Source organism: Salipaludibacillus sp. CUR1 (assembly GCF_021028955.1).
In the GTDB taxonomy this organism is placed as follows: domain Bacteria; phylum Bacillota; class Bacilli; order Bacillales; family Salisediminibacteriaceae; genus Salipaludibacillus.
On record NZ_JAIWPE010000096.1, the window covers coordinates 201,099 to 218,221 of the forward strand.

The window sequence follows — 17,123 nt, forward strand, 5'->3', positions numbered from 1 at the left end:
CATACTTCCTCCTGTGTTATAAAATATATTGGCTCAAGTCGCGATTTTTCGCTACATCCTGCAATTTTTCTTCTACATATTCAGGTGTTATCGTTATTTCTTCCATTGTTATTTCAGAAGCTTCAAACGATAAATCTTCCAGTAATTTTTCTAAAATGGTGTGGAGCCTTCGTGCACCGATGTTCTCAGTTTCATCATTCACTTCTGTGGCAATTTCTGCGATCCTGCGAATAGCATCGTCAGAAAATTTCAATTTTATTCCTTCAACTTCCAATAAAGCCTGGTATTGCTTGGCAAGAGCATGTTTCGGTTCTACAAGTATTCTCACAAAGTCCTCTACAGTCAGGCTGTTAAGTTCAACTCGAATCGGAAACCTCCCTTGCAATTCAGGGATCAGATCAGATGGTTTGGAAAAGTGAAACGCACCCGCGGCGACGAAAAGCATATGATCGGTTTTGACAGGCCCGTATTTAGTCATCACTGTAGAACCTTCCACTATCGGCAGGATGTCCCTCTGAACCCCTTCTCTAGATACATCGGCAGATTGCTGCTGATTTTTACCTGCTACTTTATCAATTTCGTCAATGAAGATTATTCCCAATTGTTCGGCTTTTGAAACAGCTTCCTGCGTTACCTCATCCATATCAATGAGTTTCTGGGCTTCATCCTCGGTCAGTACTTTCCTCGCTTCTTTCACAGGAAGCTTTCGGCGTTTTTTTCTTTTAGGCATCATATTCCCCAGCATGTCCTGCATATTCATACCCATCTGTTCCATCCCGGACCCCTGGAACATATCGGTGAAATTCGCCTGCTGTTCATCTACTTCAATCGTGACTTCCTCGTTTTCCAACTCTCCGGCTGCCAACTTTTGACTGACTTGCCTTCGTTTGTCTCTAATCGAACTGTCCTGGCTATTCTCTTCTTCCTCCTGGTCAGTTTCGCCCTGGTTCCCTTGGAAAAGCATTTCAAATGGATTGCGGTAGGCAGTTTCTTTCTTTTGGGAAGGCACGAGTAATTCGACAAGACGGTAATTAGCATTCTGTTCTGCACGTTCCTTCACTTTGGACATTCTTTCTTCTTTAACAATCCTGATGGCTGTTTCAATTAAGTCCCTGACCATCGACTCCACGTCACGGCCTACGTAACCTACTTCAGTAAATTTAGTAGCCTCTACTTTAACAAAGGGAGCCCCTACTAATTTAGCAAGCCTTCTGGCAATTTCAGTTTTACCTACACCGGTAGGCCCGATCATTAAAATATTTTTTGGGGTAATTTCATCTCTTAAAGCATCATCCAGCAAACTGCGCCGATATCTGTTCCTTAATGCAACAGCTACTGACTTTTTTGCTTTAGTCTGACCGACAATTGACTGATCCAGCCTTTCAACAATTTGTTTAGGGGTTAACAATGAACTCATTTACATCCCTCACTTATTCGCTCATCTTTTAGTAAAATATCTTTTAATCCTCTGATAATTCTTCGACAATAATCTGGTGATTCGTGTACACACAAATATCAGCCGCGGTTTTCAGGCTTGCTTCAGCAATTTCTTTTGCCCCTAAATGGGGCGCGTGTTCTTTCAAAGCACGTCCGGCAGATAACGCATAATTCCCCCCGGACCCTATGGCTAGAATACCATCATCCGGCTCTATAACTTCCCCTGTCCCGGCAATCAGGTACAGGTTTGTTCGGTCCATCACAATAAGCATTGCTTCCAGTTTACGGAGCACTCTGTCACTTCGCCAGTCTTTAGCCAGTTCAACAGCTGCCCGCTGGAGATTTCCTCCGTATTCTTCAAGCTTCGTTTCAAATTTCTCATACAGCGTAAATGCGTCAGCCACCGAGCCGGCAAAACCGGCAATAACTTTCCCCCTGTAAAGTCTACGAACTTTCCTGGCAGAATGTTTCATAACCACCGCATTTCCAAAGGTGACCTGCCCGTCACCTGCGATAGCAGACTTACCATTATGCTGTACAGCAAATATTGTGGTCCCTTTAATCTGATCCATTTGTTCACCTTCTTTATTAACAGTTGTAGGTCACGCCCTCGGATGGGCATTTCTGTAAACTTCCCGCAAACGGTCTTTTGTAACATGCGTGTATATTTGTGTGGCAGAAAGATCACTGTGACCGAGAAGTTCCTGGACAGTCCTTAAATCAGCTCCCTCATTTAATAAATGCGTAGCAAATGTGTGACGGAGCACATGAGGGCTTATACGTGACGAGACGGCTGCATCATCAACCAGTTTATTTAATATTTTCCTTATACTCCGATCGTTTAAACAACGCCCGCGGTAACTGAGAAAAATGGCCTGGGCAGGTTCTTTAGCAGCCTTTAACAGCTTTGGCCTGCTTTCAGTAAGATAAACGTGCAAAGCATCCATGGCATAACTGCCGATCGGCACATATCTTTCTTTTCTTCCTTTCCCTCTAACCAGAATCGTGCCCAGTTCTTTATCATAATCAGCCAGGTTTAATCCAGTGCATTCGCTCACTCTGATCCCTGTTCCGTAAAGAACCTCTACTAACGCGCGATTTCTGATGCCAAGGGGTGTCGTCGTATCAATTGAATCAAAAATAGACTGCATTTCATTCTCATAAAAAAAAGATGGCAGGCGTTTTTCAATTTTAGGTGTCGTTACCATCTGGAAAGGATTATCCTTCACCAAACCTTCCCTTGTAAGAAATGACCAGAATGACCTTAACGATGAAAGTTTTCTAGCTACCGTTGTCCGGGCATAGGAGGAGGAATGAAGTTCAGTTAAATACTCTCTGATATCTGCATACGAAACAGCAGCGATTGATTTTCTCAAATGCTGCTCTGAAAACTCACAGAAATCATGCAGGTCTTTTTTATAATTTTTAATCGTGTGAACCGATGCGCGTTTTTCAATTTGCAAGTATTCTGTAAACAATCTGATCCATTGGTCGATCATTGGTCTTCACCTTTTTATTCAACTTTAAGAGCTACTAAATCTTATCACAGTTTAGTAGCTCTTTCAATAAACTTTACTCTTTTTTCATACAATTCTGAATTGTTGCCAATATACATCCAATTTTTTAGGCCAGGTAATGTTTTATGCCAGCAGATTTATTTTTAGAGCGCGAAAAACCTGCCTAATTTCTTTCTTCTTTATAGTCGCACTCAGTACACTGCACGTGAATGCCTTTTTTGGATTTTTTCTCCACAAGAAGATTTTCACATTTCGGGCACGGGCGGGCGATTGGTTTATCCCAGGAGATAAAATCACATTCAGGATAGCGGTCACACCCGTAAAACAGCCGCCTCTTTTTACTTTTACGTTCGACGATATTGCCTTCTTTACACTTTGGACAGTTGACACCAATTTCTTTCATTATGGCCTTTGTATTACGGCAATTAGGAAAATTAGAACAAGCCATAAACTTACCGTAACGTCCCATTTTAAACACCATTTCATGGCCGCACTTCTCGCAGTCTTCCCCTGCCGGTTCGTCTTTAATTTCCACTTCTTCCATTTCTTCTTCAGCGGTTTTCAGACGTTTTTCAAAATCATTGTAGAACCGGTCGATAATTTGAACCCAGTCCTGCTCGCCTTCTTCAACGGAATCAAGGCTCGATTCCATTTCCGCAGTAAATTCCACATTAAGTATCTCCGGAAAAAATTCTTCAATTAATTCCAGTACAATCTCACCCAGTTCTGTCGGTATAAAACGTTTGTCTTCGAGAGCAACGTAACCGCGCCGCTGAATAGTATCCAAAGTAGGTGCATAAGTGGAAGGGCGGCCTATACCGAGCTCTTCCATCGTTCTTACCAGCCTGGCCTCTGTGTAGCGCGGAGGCGGCTGTGTGAAGTGCTGGTTAGGTTCTATTTTTTCGGATATTGTGCTGTCTCCCTCTTCCATGGCAGGCAGAAGACGGTCCTTTTCTTCTTTACCTTCATCGTTTCCTTCAATGTAAACTTTCATAAAACCGGCAAATTTAAGTTTAGAGCCGTTGGCACGGAACATGACGCCATTATTGGTCAGGTCGACGGCCATCGTATCCATAACAGCAGGTGCCATCTGGCTGGCAACCATTCGCTCCCATATCAGCTTATACAGTCTGTACTGGTCTCTGCTTAAATAGGATTTTACAGCTTTAGGGTCTTTCATAACTGACGTCGGTCTTACAGCTTCATGCGCATCCTGAGAATTGGAGCTTTGTTTGGATTTGGATTTGGATGTATTATGGTACTCCTTGCCGTAATGGGTTTCGATATAATCTTTCGCTTCATTCTTGGCAGTATCAGAAAGGCGCGTGGAATCTGTTCTCATATATGTGATCAGACCTACAGTTCCGGATTTACCAAGGTCAATCCCTTCATAAAGCTGCTGTGCCAGCATCATTGTCTTTTTAGCTCTGAAGTTGAGTTTCCTTGCTGCTTCCTGCTGAAGAGATGAAGTCGTAAAAGGGACAACCGGATTTCGTTTCCGCTCTGTCTTTTTTACTTTATCAATTTCAAACGTTTGTCCTTTAATTTGTTTAAGTACCTGATCAACATCCTCTTTCGTCTTTAAGTCTGTTTTCTTGCCATTTACAGACATAAACTTAGCTTCGAACGGCTGATCATCTTTTTTCATTTTAGCTGTAACAGACCAGTATTCTTCGGGTTTAAATGCTTTAATTTCATTTTCCCTGTCAATGATCATTTTAACAGCAACAGATTGAACACGCCCTGCACTGAGCCCTTTCTTAACTTTCTTCCACAGTAACGGACTGATGTTATAACCTACCAGCCGGTCAAGCACACGGCGGGCCTGCTGTGCGTCCACTAAATTTGTATTAATGGTTCTTGGGTGTTTAAACGAATCTTTAATTGCCTGTTTCGTAATTTCATTAAATACAACACGGCATTCAGAATTTTTATCAATATTTAAACTGTCTGCCAAATGCCAGGCTATTGCTTCCCCTTCTCTGTCGGGGTCAGCCGCCAGATATACTTTTTTAGCTTTTTTAGCTGCTTGTTTTAATTCTTTCAAAATCGGGCCTTTCCCGCGAATAGTTATATACTTAGGTCTATAGTTTTGTTCCACGTCTACTCCCATCTGACTTTTCGGCAGGTCAATCACATGACCCATTGACGCTTTAACGGAATATTTTTTACCTAAATATTTTCCAATTGTTTTTGCTTTAGCGGGAGATTCCACGATTACTAAGTAATCGGACATACTACCGTTCATCCCCTTCATGAGGTAAATTAAATCTTCCCTATTATTAAACACTATTTTGTGGTTTGTCAAACATTCTTTTTATTCGCACACTTTTGGTATTTAATGTTAAATGTTTTTCAATGATCTGTAAAGCCCGTCTAACAGGGGGTTTTTACTTAATTGATTTTATTATCACATTTCTGCTTTTTTAATATAAAAAGTTTTTTAATTAGTTTGAAAGCACTTTCTACAGAATAACATAAGAATGAACAGAATACATACTGAGTGCTTAAATATACTCGTCTAAAATATCTTCAGGTTTAAGGATCGGTTTAGCTCCTTGCTGAATTAAGTAATTCGTTCCGGCAGATTCAGAGTTGGAGATTCTCCCAGGCAGAGCAAATACATCTCTTCCTTGCTGGATTGCGCAATCCGCCGTAATCAGTGATCCGCTTTTTTGTTTTGCTTCTATTATAAATGAGGCTTGAGACAAACCGCTGATTATTCTGTTACGGGCCGGGAACTGCCATCTGTTTGGTTTAACGTAGGGAGGATACTCCGTAAGAATTAACTGATTTTTTTCAAGTGTTTCTTTCAAGGTTTTTAAACTGGAGGGGTATAAATGATCGACCCCGTATGCTAACACCGCGATAGTCAAGCCATTTTCCTTCAAAGCAAGATCGTGGGCCATTGAATCAATACCTAATGCCATCCCGCTTACAATGGTTAAAGGATATTTAATAACTTTTGTGAGCACAGAAGCCATTTCATTTATTGCATACTGGGAAGGATGCCTCGTTCCTATTACGCTGAGGCGTAAAGACGGGTGGAGAATGCGTGGGTCTCCCTTATAATAGAGAATCCAGGGCGGATCGTATATTTCTTTTAACAGGAAGGGGTATTTGGGATCATTAATATCTAAATAGCCGATGCCCTTTTCGTAAAATTCATGTTTTAAATAATTTACTTGCACATTTGTTAAATTATCATATACCTCTGCTGCGAACTTACCTGTTTTTGGGAAAAGCCTTAAAAATTCTGTTTTGCCCATTTTATAAACGGCTTCTAAAGAAGCGTCTCTGTCTAAACACTTTTTTACGAGAGAATAACTACCGAAAGAAGAATAGTGGAGATGGAGGAGACGGTCAGAAAGACTTTGAGGAATAAACAAAAAGCATGTTCCTTTCTATATTTAGTTTTAAGTAAACTCAAATGGTTTTTATTGCTTGATGTTTTATAAGAGGTTTTAAAATGAATGCGAATTTAAACACTTATGTGGTGATTGGAGCGGAAGGTGTTCTGGAACAAAAATCAGCAGTAAAGTTTAACACATAGATCAATAGAGGGAAATATAAAGAAAAAATAATGAAGGAAAATGCAAAGAGGAAAGGTAGAAGAAAGTCTCAAAAGGTCCGTGCCTTTTGAGACTTCTTAAATCATTTAACTATTTAAACTTCGTGTGTCACACATTTCTCAAGCAAGTCATTCTCTTTTAGAGCGGAAATTAGTGTTTCACCCATGACGGCAGGTGTTTCAGCTACTTTTACGCCTGCTGCATTTAATGTTTTGATCTTTTCATCCGCCGTACCTTTACCTCCGGAGATGATAGCGCCGGCATGGCCCATACGCTTTCCTGGAGGTGCTGTCTGTCCGCCGATAAAGCCGACAACAGGCTTGGTCATATTCTCTTTAATCCAGTCAGCAGCTTCCTCTTCAGCCGTACCTCCGATTTCACCAATCATGATGACTGCATATGTGTCCGGATCTTCATTAAATTGCTTTAATACATCAATAAAATCTGTGCCGTTAACAGGGTCACCGCCGATTCCTACTGCTGTGGACTGGCCGATTCCTTTTGTTGACAGCTGATGTACAGCCTCATAAGTGAGGGTACCGGAACGGGAGACTACCCCGACGTGGCCTTTCTTATGGATATACCCAGGCATAATACCGATTTTACATTCTTCCGGTGTAATGACTCCCGGGCAGTTAGGACCGACAAGACGGGTCTTTTTCCCTTCCATGTACCGCTTTACTTTAATCATATCAACGACAGGAATACCTTCTGTAATAGTAATTACAAGATCTACTCCTGCATCCGTTGCTTCCATAATCGCATCGGCTGCAAACGGTGGCGGAACATAGATTACTGAAGCATTCGCGCCTGTTTTCGCCACAGCTTCAGAAACAGTGTCAAATACAGGAATGCCTTCTACTTCTGTTCCACCTTTTCCAGGTGTGACGCCGCCTACAATTTTAGTGCCATATTCAACAGCTTGTTTTGTATGGAATAAACCCGTTGCGCCGGTAATTCCCTGAACAATGACTTTCGTATCTTTATTGATCAAGATGCTCATTCATATCCCGCCTTTCTTACGCTTTTACAAGTGAAACGATTTTTTCTGCTCCGTCAGCCATAGAATCAGCAGCAGTAATATTTAAACCGGATTCTTCAAGAATTTGTTTGCCCAGTTCCACATTTGTTCCTTCAAGGCGGACAACCAGAGGAATCTCCAGGCCGACTTGTTTAGTTGCTGCTACAACACCATCTGCTATTACGTCGCACTTCATAATTCCACCAAAGATATTCACGTAAATCCCTTTAACGTTTTTGTCAGATAAAATAATCTTAAATGCTTCAGTAACTTTTTCTTTTGTGGCGCCGCCCCCAACATCGAGGAAGTTTGCCGGATCACCTTTGTAATGCTTAATGATATCCATTGTAGACATAGCGAGTCCTGCGCCATTAACCATACAACCGATATTTCCGTCAAGGGAAATATAACTTAAGTCATACTTAGATGCTTCAATTTCCTTTGGATCCTCTTCATCAAGGTCACGGTATTCGATGATGTCTTTCTGTCTGAACAGAGCATTGGAATCGAAGTTCAGCTTGGCGTCAAGAGCCATAACTTTCCCGTCTCCAGTTGTTACAAGCGGGTTAATTTCCGCAATAGAGCAGTCTTTGTCGGCAAAAACTTTGTACAGCCCCATCATAAATTTAACAGCTTCTTTTAATAAGTCTTTTGGAATATTGATATTGAATGCCAGTCTTCTTGCCTGGTATGGCATTAACCCGGTAACAGGATCGATCACTTCTTTAAAAATTTTCTCAGGTGTCTCAGCTGCTACTTCTTCAATTTCCGTTCCTCCCTCTTCAGAAGCCATCATTACAATACGGGAGGTCGCGCGGTCTACAACAAGGCCTACGTAATATTCCTGTTTAATATCGCAGCCTTCTTCAATTAATAAACGTTTCACTTCTTTTCCTTCAGGGCCAGTCTGATGAGTGACAAGCGTCTTGCCTAAAATCTCATCAGCGTATGTACGAACCTCATCCAGGTTCTTTGCCACCTTTACTCCTCCGGCCTTTCCCCGACCACCTGCGTGGATTTGGGCCTTGACAACGTTTACATCTGTCCCTAAAGATTTAGCTGCTTCTACAGCTTCATCAACTGAATAAGCAACCTTTCCATTGGGGACAGCAACGCCGTATTTTCTCAATAACTCTTTACCTTGATACTCATGGATATTCATAGCCATCCTCCTTACTGAGTCAAAATGATATCATTTTACCGCGCAGACATGTTCGCTACGCATTTCACAAACCCTTTTATTAGAATACAAAATCTAGTAAAAGGAAAGTGAGAAAGACAGTTTTTATTTCCTTCGTCTTTTCACACAATATCTATTTTACTATACATTCCGACAATTTTGTGAATATTACACGTAAAAATTTAAATTTAATGTTAAAAACTCTGAATATATAAATATAACAACTAAAAGGTTCCGGTAATTTCATATTTTTCCAGACATAATTACCACCTGAATGCGTGATAGCAGGGGGTGATTTGCCATCCATTTACTCGCTTTCCCCGGGCGAACCGCGAGCGTATTTTTGCGAATGAGGAGACTGAAGCGTTGCCCTCAGAAAGCGTCCGCCAGTAACGGATTCGAGTGATTACCTCAACTAACCAATAAATTAAAGTCTATAGAATATATAAAAATCATTTATTTCATCACAAATTCAGGTTACCAGAAAAAACCTGTATACAGGCACAGGTTTTACCGGCGGCGCTCCTTTTTATCTTTACTCTTTTTCTTAAAGAGAAGTTTGGTTAATAAATGGATATCCGCTTGCTTTTTCAACTGGTCCTGAGAGTAAAAAATACCGAACTCGTGTGCAATCTCTTCTCTGTAATGATCCAGATACTTGTCTATTTCAGGTACAATTAACGGCGATTGTTTTTTCATATGCCATGACCTCCTTACAGAGTAGGATGACCAGTTAACGTCTTTCTCATGCGCCAGCCTTATTACTTATCTGTCTTTTCACGATCTACATAATATATAAAGGCAAACACTTCAGCCACCACTTCATATAAACTTTCAGGAATTCGCTCATTTATTTCCAGTTGGGATAATAGAGCAACAAGAGAAGGGTCTTCCTGAACAGGTATACCGTTTTCTTCGGCCCGTTTAATAATTTCTTCAGCTGTATACCCTTTTCCTTTCGCTTTAATCTTCGGCGCTGAATCCTCTCTTTCATTGTATCCCATGGCTACAGCTCGTTTCTGCTTAAGCCTTGTGTGACCCGTTTTATAAAAGTCGTCAGTCATATTTTAATATCCACCCCATTGTACCCGTACTCCAATGAATTAACATGCATAGCAGGAGTGCTCCTGTTCCCCTCTTTTTCTTTAGCCTTTTCCCATTTGATTACCGAGAGCTGATAATTATAAGATGCAAGCTTTTCTTTCAGTAATGGGAACCAGACGGTTTGTATCGAGGCTGGTTTTGAGCTTTCGTTATATACCGTTAAGGTCATGATCCTGTTTTGTATTTGTACATCAATTAAAGTATCCCTCAACGTTTCCAATTCTAAATAAAACAGGATACGGCAGTGGGAATCGTCCACTGTTCCGTCATTCTTTTCTCTTCCTTGCCACTGCAAGGTCAAATCCGTATATTTTCCGGACAATTTAACAGGTATCTGAAACACAGTATGCTGAACAGGCCCTTGCTGGTCTGAAGAGAGAAGCTGATAAGCAGTGAGGCGCTGAAGCAGAAAATCCGCCTGCTCGCGGATCCCCTGCGGAAGACCGTGGCTCTGATTGAGAAACTGTATTAATTTGGCTTTTAAAGTATTTAAACGCAGTTTTTCTTGATGGAGCTGCCCACTTCTTATATTATTTTCATGCTGCAGGCCGAGCTGGTCCAAAAACGCTTTTAAAGGATAGGGCGTTTTCCCTTCTTTCATTAGCATACCATTGCCTGAATGATTATCCCGGATTAACTGCCAGATGCCTTTTGTGCTGTCTTCAGGCTCAGAAGCCAGCCACTGGGACAGACTGGCGATAATAGAGCCGGCGGAAGCCTGAGGATTTATTAAAGTAAGAAGCTGGATGACAGACTGGAGCGGAGCGCCTCTCAGTGAATCAGTCAAGTAGGAAAACAAAAGTTTAGGATCCATATTTTTCAGAGGCAAAGCTGTTTGGCGGCTTTTCAATAAATCAGGCCATAATTCACCAGACATATTTTCATTTGCAGGATTGAAAACTGTGTCTTTAAAAGAGGTGAAAAACCGTATGGAAGAATCTATGCTGTTAATTAAACCAGTTTTTTTTAAAACCTTAAAAGCCGCTTCCCGAAACTCTTCATCCTTGCCAGTTAAATGCTTAAAAATAACAAAAATATCAAGTTTTTCAAAGCCGCTAAAACGCCCGGATATATTTGCAAGAATGTGTTGCAGGTGCTGTGCCCTGCTATCCGGTAATTTCTCCAAGGCTGAGGCGAGCTGAACCATCGTCTCTCCTGTTGATTTTCCTGATTGAACGGAAGCCAATGCTTTAAAGGCTGTTCTGGTCAGCGGATATCCCCTTTGGATCATCATAGTGATAAGGTTCAAAGAATCATTTGAAGCTAAGGCAGACTCCTTAACTAACTGCGCCCCTTGCAATATATTGCTTCTGGTAAATGGCAAATTGACCCTGATGAGTTCCCGTATAATTTTTTCGTGAAGACCGTCTGTCGGAAGACCAAGCTGCTTCAGCACTGCGGGAACGTTTGTAACAGCAGCGGGGCTGCTGCCCGGCCTGTTCACAGGTACACTTTCCAGGACTTTTAATTGAGGGACCTTTTCACCTGATATTACTCTAAACCAGTATTTCTCACCTTTTTCAAGTCGTGCCTCGAGACGGGCTGATAAATTCATTGTCCCCATTTGAAGGCGGGCCAGCTGTCCAGGGTACAGTTCACTAATTCTCCCTTGGAAAACCTGCCCCTCTCTTAAGTTAAGGGTTTTAGCCTGTCCTGTATCCATTCCGCGAATTAAATTATCCAGCATTGCTGCAGCAATCATAGATGTTCTCCTCCCGGGAACCTTTTATATCGTAAAAGCTTTAGTTAATCTGCCGGTCTTCGAACACGGCGAGGTCAGCTAATAGCAAAAGCGACTCTCGAGCATAATGCCAAACATGATTTTGCCGGGAGGTCTTTTTATTCAGTAAACAGCCAATATTAACAAAGCCATTGACTTAAGCATAGGATTTAACCGGCGCAAAACTTCGACGATGCTCCTCAAGTATTCCGTGTTCTTCTATTGCTTCCAAATGGGCCCGGGTCCCGTAGCCTGCATGTTTATCAAACTGGTACATCGGATACTGCTTATGTAATTTATCCATATAGCGGTCTCTGGTCACTTTGGCAATGATAGAACTTGCTGCAATAGAAACGGATCTGGAATCTCCTTTAATTAGACTTTTCTGAGCAATATCTAAAGGAAGTTCCATAGCATCAATCAGCAAATAGTCTGGAGAGTCTTCAGAAATCTGCTTCACAGCCCGTATCATAGCCTGTTTAGAGGCTTGATAAATATTAAGCTCATCAATCTCCTGTGCTGAAACTATCCCCACTCCCACTGCTTCTGCCTTTCTCATAATTTCATCATAAAAATATTCCCGTTTCGTCTTAGTCAGCTTTTTAGAATCTGTCAATCCGAGCAGTCTGCAGTCTGAAGGAAGAACAACGCAGGAAGCAATAACAGGACCTGCCAGAGGGCCGCGCCCTACTTCATCTATTCCAGCTATTCGTAAATACCCCTTATTCCACGCTTCTTTTTCAAAGGAACTCATTTCAGTATAATGAGATTCGAGTTTCTCCCTTTCCACTTGCTGTTTTTCCCATCGCGCAATTAATCCCTTAACTCCTTTTCGCTCATCTTTATGTAATTCTTCCAGGAATGGATCATTTTCATCCTGAAGAGTTTCGAGTTTGCATTTAATCTCGGCAATTGTTTTTTTCTTCATTACCATCTTTCCTTTCTTAGTTTATCGGTTCATTTAATCCGTTTTTTAAATAATTTAGTTCTTAAATAATGCTTCTTTTAAAGACTGTGCTTATCCTCCGGGTATTCTCGCCTTCGTTCAACAGGAATGTTTACATAGCTTGCGTTTCACGACTGAATAAAATAAAAGATACGCTGTTAGTCGCGTATCTCTCTATTCCTGAGGGCGCTCAAGACTTATGTGCCCGAGTTTTCCCTGGCGGAAATCCCTGAATATAATTTCAGCTGTTTTATCGTAATCAACCAGGCCTCCGGAGACGAGGCATCCTCTGCGCTTGCCAATTTCATCGAATAAATCAGCGACATCCTCAGATAACTCCTTTAAATTAAACCGTGCTTTAAGCCGCTCAGGATACTCCTCGGTTAAATAATTTAATAAAAAAACCGAAGTTTCCTGAAAGTCGAAAATCTCTTCTTTAATTGCACCGGTAAGAGCGAGCCTGAAACCTACATCCTGATCTTCGAATTTAGGCCATAATATTCCCGGAGTATCGAGCAGTTCCATTTCCTTGCCCACTTTAATCCATTGCTGGCTTTTAGTCACTCCCGGCTTATCGCCAATTTTAGTAATTTTCTTATTGGCCAGGCGATTAATCACAGTGGATTTGCCTACATTTGGAATACCCAGAATCAGCGCGCGTAACGCTCTTGGATGGATTCCTTTAGCGTGGAACTTGTCCAGCAGAGGTTTGGCCAGTTCTCTTACCTTCCCAGGAACCTGATTGATTCCCTTTCCTCTTTGAGAGTCCACTACCAGGGTCGCCCAGTTTCTTTTTTCGAAGAAATGGACCCATTCCTTAGTAACAGCAGGATCTGCTAAATCAGACTTATTCAGCAGGATAAGCCGCGGTTTATTAGCAGTCAGTTCATCAACCATAGGGTTCCTGGAGGAAACAGGAATTCGCGCATCTACAATTTCAATTACTACATCAATAAGCTTAAGTTTTTCCTGAACCTCTCTTTTAGCTTTCGCCATATGTCCAGGATACCATTGTATGGCCATATTAAATCATTCCTCCTAATCAACAAGCCGGACTTCCTGCACAGGCCAGAAAACAAAGTTGGCTTTTCCGACTACTTCATCATAAGGTATAACACCTATGTGGCGGCTGTCTTTACTGTGCTGCCGGTTATCCCCCAGTACAAATACATGCCCTTCAGGTACTGTGTCATAGCCGGTAACCTCAGAAAGAGTGAAATCTCCGGTAAACGGCATCTGATCTGCTTCCTGTTTATAGTCTTCTAAATAAGGTTCTTCCACCGGCTCGTCATTAATATATAACATATCTTCTTCATATCTAATCTGGTCTCCAGGCAGACCAATTACCCGTTTAATATAGTCTTTATTTTGGGGGGCATGAAATACAATAATATCAAACCTGTCCGGCTCTGAAATATTATAGCCGATTTTATTAACAATCATCCGGTCATTATGTTCCAGGGTCGGCATCATAGACTGACCGTCCACTACAATCGGCGCAAAGAAAAAATACCTGATCACTACGGCCAGAATTAAGGCCACAGCAACGGCTTTTACCCATTCCCACGATTCAGATTTTGCCATTTCCATCCATCCTTTTATTGGAGTACAAATTATTAACAGCACAGATAAACAAGAGGTCAGGAACCTCCAATAGTTATATTAAAAAGAATTCAGCCTCTTTTATTTAATCATCCATATATTTTACCATATTTTAATAAAAGTGTGTTTAATAAATGTATAAGTAAATGAAGGCATGAAAAAAGGAGCTTGAAAACAAGCTCCTTTCATAACAGTTATCTTGCACGTTCTTTAATACGAGCTGCTTTACCGCGCAATGCACGCAAGTAGTAAAGCTTGGCACGGCGTACTTTACCACGACGAGATACTTCGATCTTATCGATACGTGGCGAATGTACTGGGAATGTACGTTCCACACCCACACCGCTGGATATCTTACGAACAGTGAATGTTTCACTGATCCCGCTTCCGCGGCGCTTGATTACCACACCTTCGAATACCTGGATACGCTCACGAGTACCCTCTACAACTTTAACGTGTACACGCAATGTATCTCCGGCGCGGAATTCTGGAAGATCAGTTTTCAATTGCTCTTTAGTAATATCACGAATAATTTGTTCCATCTTCTGTTCGCCTCCTTCCCTGCAGGTCTTCATGTCTCACAAAAGGGACAGCGGAACACCTTGATCTGGCTAAAGCCACAAAAAACATAATACCACACCGTTAATGAAAACTCAACCGCTTTTTCACTCTGATTCCAATTCATTTAAATATTTTTGATCTTCTTCCGTTAAGTCAAGTTTCTTTAACATATCTTTTCGTCTCTCATAAGTACGTTTCAAGGATTGCTGCCGGCGCCAGGTTTCAATCTTTTTATGATGCCCCGAAAGAAGGATATCAGGCACACGCAGCCCCCTGAAATCAGCCGGCCTTGTATAATGAGGATATTCAAGAAGCCCTGTGCTGTGCGAGTCAGTTACAGCTGACTGCTCGTTCCCGAGGGAACCAGGCAGAAGACGTGTTACACTGTCCGCAATAACCATTGCTCCAATTTCTCCTCCGGTTAAAACATAATCACCGATAGATATTTCATCAGTAATCAAATGCTCACGGATTCTTTCATCGTAACCTTCATAATGGCCGCAAATTAGTATCAGCTGCTCTTCTTTCGAAAGTTCCTCCGCTTTTTTCTGCGTATAGGGTTCCCCTTGAGGGCAAAGAAGAATGACTCGGGGAGGTTTTCTTAAAGAATCCGCTCCTTTTTTCAGATCCTCCACTGCGTCGAAAACAGGCTGGGGAGTTAGAACCATCCCGCCCCCTCCCCCGTAAGGATAGTCATCCACCCTGTTATGTCTGTCTTCGGTATAATCTCTGAAATTAACCACGTCATAAGTTACAACGTTTTTTTCCTGTGCCTGTTTTAATATGGAGTGGGAGAATAATCCTTGGAACATTTCCGGAAACAAGGTTAAAATCGAGATTTTCATCAGTCTAACAGCCCTTCCATCGGGGTAATAATTATCTTTTGGTCGTTCAATTTAATCTCTTTCACTACGTCATCAATATAAGGAATAAGCACCTCTTTACCTTTATCTTCAGGCTGGACGACCCATACATCATTTGCTCCGGGTGATAAAATTTCTTTCACTGTCCCTACAAGCTCGCCCTCTTCTGTCTCGACAGAGAGGCCAATAATCTCATGATAATAAAACTCTCCCTCACCTAAATGATCATCAAGCTGAGAGGTATGCACCTGAAGAAGCGACCCTTTATAAGTCTCCACAAGATTAACATTTTCCATATCTTCAAATGAAACCAAATCAAACTGTTTATGCTGGCGCCATGAGCGGACAGTGACCGGAAGACGGTCATTGCCATCTTTCAGGATATAAAGCACATTCCCCGCCTTATAACGCTGTTCCGGAAAGTCGGTTTTAGAAATTATCCGCACTTCTCCATGAATACCGTGAGTATTAACAATCTTACCCACATTCAGCCAATCAGTCATCCTGCATGCCTCCGTACCGGAGCTCGTAAACCACCCCGTCTTTAATGACAATTTCTGTCCCTTTCATTATTTCTTCCCAATTGTCTCCTTCTTCCACTTGCTCAATCATTTGAATCGTGCCTTCTCTTAGCTCAGCACCAAGATCCAGCTCGTCCAGCTGATCCAGTTTTAATTCTAACTGACGGAGCCTGTCTTTTCTCCGGGCTACTTCTTTATTAAAACTTTCCTTTAATGATTTCTGGTAACTTGCACTCTGATTTTCTTTCATTTTCTTATGTAGGACAAATTCTAATTGCTTTAACTCTTTTGTAATCTGATACTGGCGGGATAAAAATTGTTCCTTCAGTTTGTCCCGGCTCTCTTCGGTTAATATTTGTTTTACGACAACTTTTTTAATAATTTCCAAAATAGGACACCTCCAAGTATTCCTTTTATTGTACCATATCATACATATATATACGGAAAAAAAGGGAGAGGTCCCCCTCACCCTTTTAACCGATTTCCAACTGAATTCGTTTGTTCTGATTTGCTCCGGCAGCGTTAACTACTGAACGGATAGCTTTAGCAATCCGTCCCTGCTTGCCGATCACTTTCCCCATATCGTCCTCGTGCACTTCCAGCTTCAGCGTGAGTGAACGGTCATTTTCCACTTCAGTTACACGGACATCATCGGGGTGATCTACAAGCGCTTTAGCAATCGATTCAACCAATTCTTTCATGTCACTCACCTTCTTGGATTATTTCCACACGAAGGACTATTTTGCGTTCTTCGCGTTGTGAAGTTGTTCCATTAAGCCAACGTTTGAGAACAAGTTACGAACAGTATCGGATGGCTTAGCTCCATCTAACATCCATTTTAACGCTTTTTCTTGATCAACGTTAAATTCTACAGGATTTTTTAATGGATTATAAGTTCCTAGTTCTTCAATAAAACGACCATCACGCGGCGCACGGGAATCCGCTACAACCACACGATAGAACGGAGATTTCTTTGCTCCCATTCGCTTTAAACGAATTTTAACTGCCATGTGTTTCACCTCCATAAATCTTTCACACAATTAATTATACTATCATAAAAGGATCCAGGGATCAACCCC

General features: G+C 41.6%; 19 protein-coding genes. All 19 read right to left on the reverse strand.

Annotation, left to right across the window (positions count from 1 at the left end; genetic code table 11):
- Window positions 1–16 precede the first annotated feature (16 nt).
- The 19 genes from hslU to rpsP all read right to left on the reverse strand — a co-directional run bounded on the left by hslU (window position 17) and on the right by rpsP (window position 17,054).
- The gene (hslU, locus tag K8O68_RS19705) at window positions 17–1,417 is read right to left on the reverse strand and encodes an ATP-dependent protease ATPase subunit HslU (RefSeq protein ID WP_230898470.1); all 1,401 of its coding nucleotides are present in this window, start codon (window positions 1,415–1,417) and stop codon (window positions 17–19) included.
- 43 nt (window positions 1,418–1,460) lie between these two features.
- Window positions 1,461–2,009: an ATP-dependent protease subunit HslV gene (gene hslV, locus K8O68_RS19710; RefSeq protein WP_230898471.1), complete on the reverse strand. Its 549-nt coding sequence runs from the start codon at window positions 2,007–2,009 to the stop codon at window positions 1,461–1,463.
- A 30-nt stretch (window positions 2,010–2,039) separates the two neighbouring features.
- Window positions 2,040–2,936: a tyrosine recombinase XerC gene (gene xerC / locus K8O68_RS19715; protein WP_230898472.1), complete on the reverse strand. Its 897-nt coding sequence runs from the start codon at window positions 2,934–2,936 to the stop codon at window positions 2,040–2,042.
- Window positions 2,937–3,117: 181 nt separating this feature from the next.
- Window positions 3,118–5,190, reverse strand: coding sequence for a type I DNA topoisomerase (gene topA, locus K8O68_RS19720; RefSeq protein WP_230898473.1), 2,073 nt, complete (start codon window positions 5,188–5,190; stop codon window positions 3,118–3,120).
- Between the two features lie 271 nt (window positions 5,191–5,461).
- A complete protein-coding gene (gene dprA, locus K8O68_RS19725) occupies window positions 5,462–6,343 on the reverse strand; it encodes a DNA-processing protein DprA (RefSeq protein ID WP_230898474.1) in 882 nt (293 codons plus the stop codon).
- 277 nt (window positions 6,344–6,620) lie between these two features.
- On the reverse strand, window positions 6,621–7,529 hold the full coding sequence (gene sucD / locus K8O68_RS19730) for a succinate--CoA ligase subunit alpha (protein ID WP_230898475.1): 909 nt from the start codon (window positions 7,527–7,529) through the stop codon (window positions 6,621–6,623).
- Window positions 7,530–7,545: 16 nt separating this feature from the next.
- Complete coding sequence (gene sucC, locus K8O68_RS19735; RefSeq protein WP_093047605.1) at window positions 7,546–8,709, reverse strand: ADP-forming succinate--CoA ligase subunit beta; 1,164 nt, start codon at window positions 8,707–8,709, stop codon at window positions 7,546–7,548.
- A 528-nt stretch (window positions 8,710–9,237) separates the two neighbouring features.
- Window positions 9,238–9,426 (reverse strand): hypothetical protein, encoded by a 189-nt coding sequence (locus K8O68_RS19740; RefSeq protein ID WP_230898476.1) that lies wholly within the window; start codon window positions 9,424–9,426, stop codon window positions 9,238–9,240.
- Between the two features lie 62 nt (window positions 9,427–9,488).
- Window positions 9,489–9,791, reverse strand: a complete 303-nt coding sequence (locus K8O68_RS19745) for an EscU/YscU/HrcU family type III secretion system export apparatus switch protein (RefSeq protein WP_230898477.1) — start codon at window positions 9,789–9,791, stop codon at window positions 9,489–9,491.
- Window positions 9,788–11,533, reverse strand: coding sequence for a hypothetical protein (locus tag K8O68_RS19750; protein ID WP_230898478.1), 1,746 nt, complete (start codon window positions 11,531–11,533; stop codon window positions 9,788–9,790). The genes K8O68_RS19745 and K8O68_RS19750 overlap by 4 nt, the downstream gene beginning before the upstream one ends.
- Before the next feature lie 175 nt (window positions 11,534–11,708).
- Entirely contained in the window at window positions 11,709–12,479 is a 771-nt protein-coding gene (locus K8O68_RS19755; RefSeq protein ID WP_230898479.1) for a ribonuclease HII, read from the reverse strand.
- A gap of 192 nt (window positions 12,480–12,671) precedes the next feature.
- A complete protein-coding gene (gene ylqF, locus K8O68_RS19760; RefSeq protein WP_230898480.1) occupies window positions 12,672–13,520 on the reverse strand; it encodes a ribosome biogenesis GTPase YlqF in 849 nt (282 codons plus the stop codon).
- Between the two features lie 15 nt (window positions 13,521–13,535).
- Window positions 13,536–14,087, reverse strand: coding sequence for a signal peptidase I (gene lepB / locus K8O68_RS19765; protein WP_230898481.1), 552 nt, complete (start codon window positions 14,085–14,087; stop codon window positions 13,536–13,538).
- 206 nt (window positions 14,088–14,293) lie between these two features.
- Window positions 14,294–14,641 carry a 50S ribosomal protein L19 gene (rplS, locus tag K8O68_RS19770; RefSeq protein ID WP_093047612.1) on the reverse strand — a complete coding sequence of 116 codons (348 nt, stop codon included), beginning with the start codon at window positions 14,639–14,641 and terminating at the stop codon, window positions 14,294–14,296.
- A 123-nt stretch (window positions 14,642–14,764) separates the two neighbouring features.
- The gene (gene trmD / locus K8O68_RS19775) at window positions 14,765–15,505 is read right to left on the reverse strand and encodes a tRNA (guanosine(37)-N1)-methyltransferase TrmD (protein WP_230898482.1); all 741 of its coding nucleotides are present in this window, start codon (window positions 15,503–15,505) and stop codon (window positions 14,765–14,767) included.
- Window positions 15,505–16,026: a ribosome maturation factor RimM gene (gene rimM / locus K8O68_RS19780; protein ID WP_230898483.1), complete on the reverse strand. Its 522-nt coding sequence runs from the start codon at window positions 16,024–16,026 to the stop codon at window positions 15,505–15,507. Before rimM ends, trmD begins: the two co-directional genes overlap by 1 nt.
- Window positions 16,019–16,432 (reverse strand): YlqD family protein, encoded by a 414-nt coding sequence (locus K8O68_RS19785; RefSeq protein ID WP_230898484.1) that lies wholly within the window; start codon window positions 16,430–16,432, stop codon window positions 16,019–16,021. The genes rimM and K8O68_RS19785 overlap by 8 nt, the downstream gene beginning before the upstream one ends.
- 85 nt (window positions 16,433–16,517) lie before the next feature.
- Window positions 16,518–16,745, reverse strand: coding sequence for a KH domain-containing protein (locus K8O68_RS19790; RefSeq protein WP_093047616.1), 228 nt, complete (start codon window positions 16,743–16,745; stop codon window positions 16,518–16,520).
- Between the two features lie 36 nt (window positions 16,746–16,781).
- Complete coding sequence (gene rpsP, locus K8O68_RS19795; RefSeq protein WP_230898485.1) at window positions 16,782–17,054, reverse strand: 30S ribosomal protein S16; 273 nt, start codon at window positions 17,052–17,054, stop codon at window positions 16,782–16,784.
- Between the last annotated feature and the right edge of the window lie 69 nt (window positions 17,055–17,123).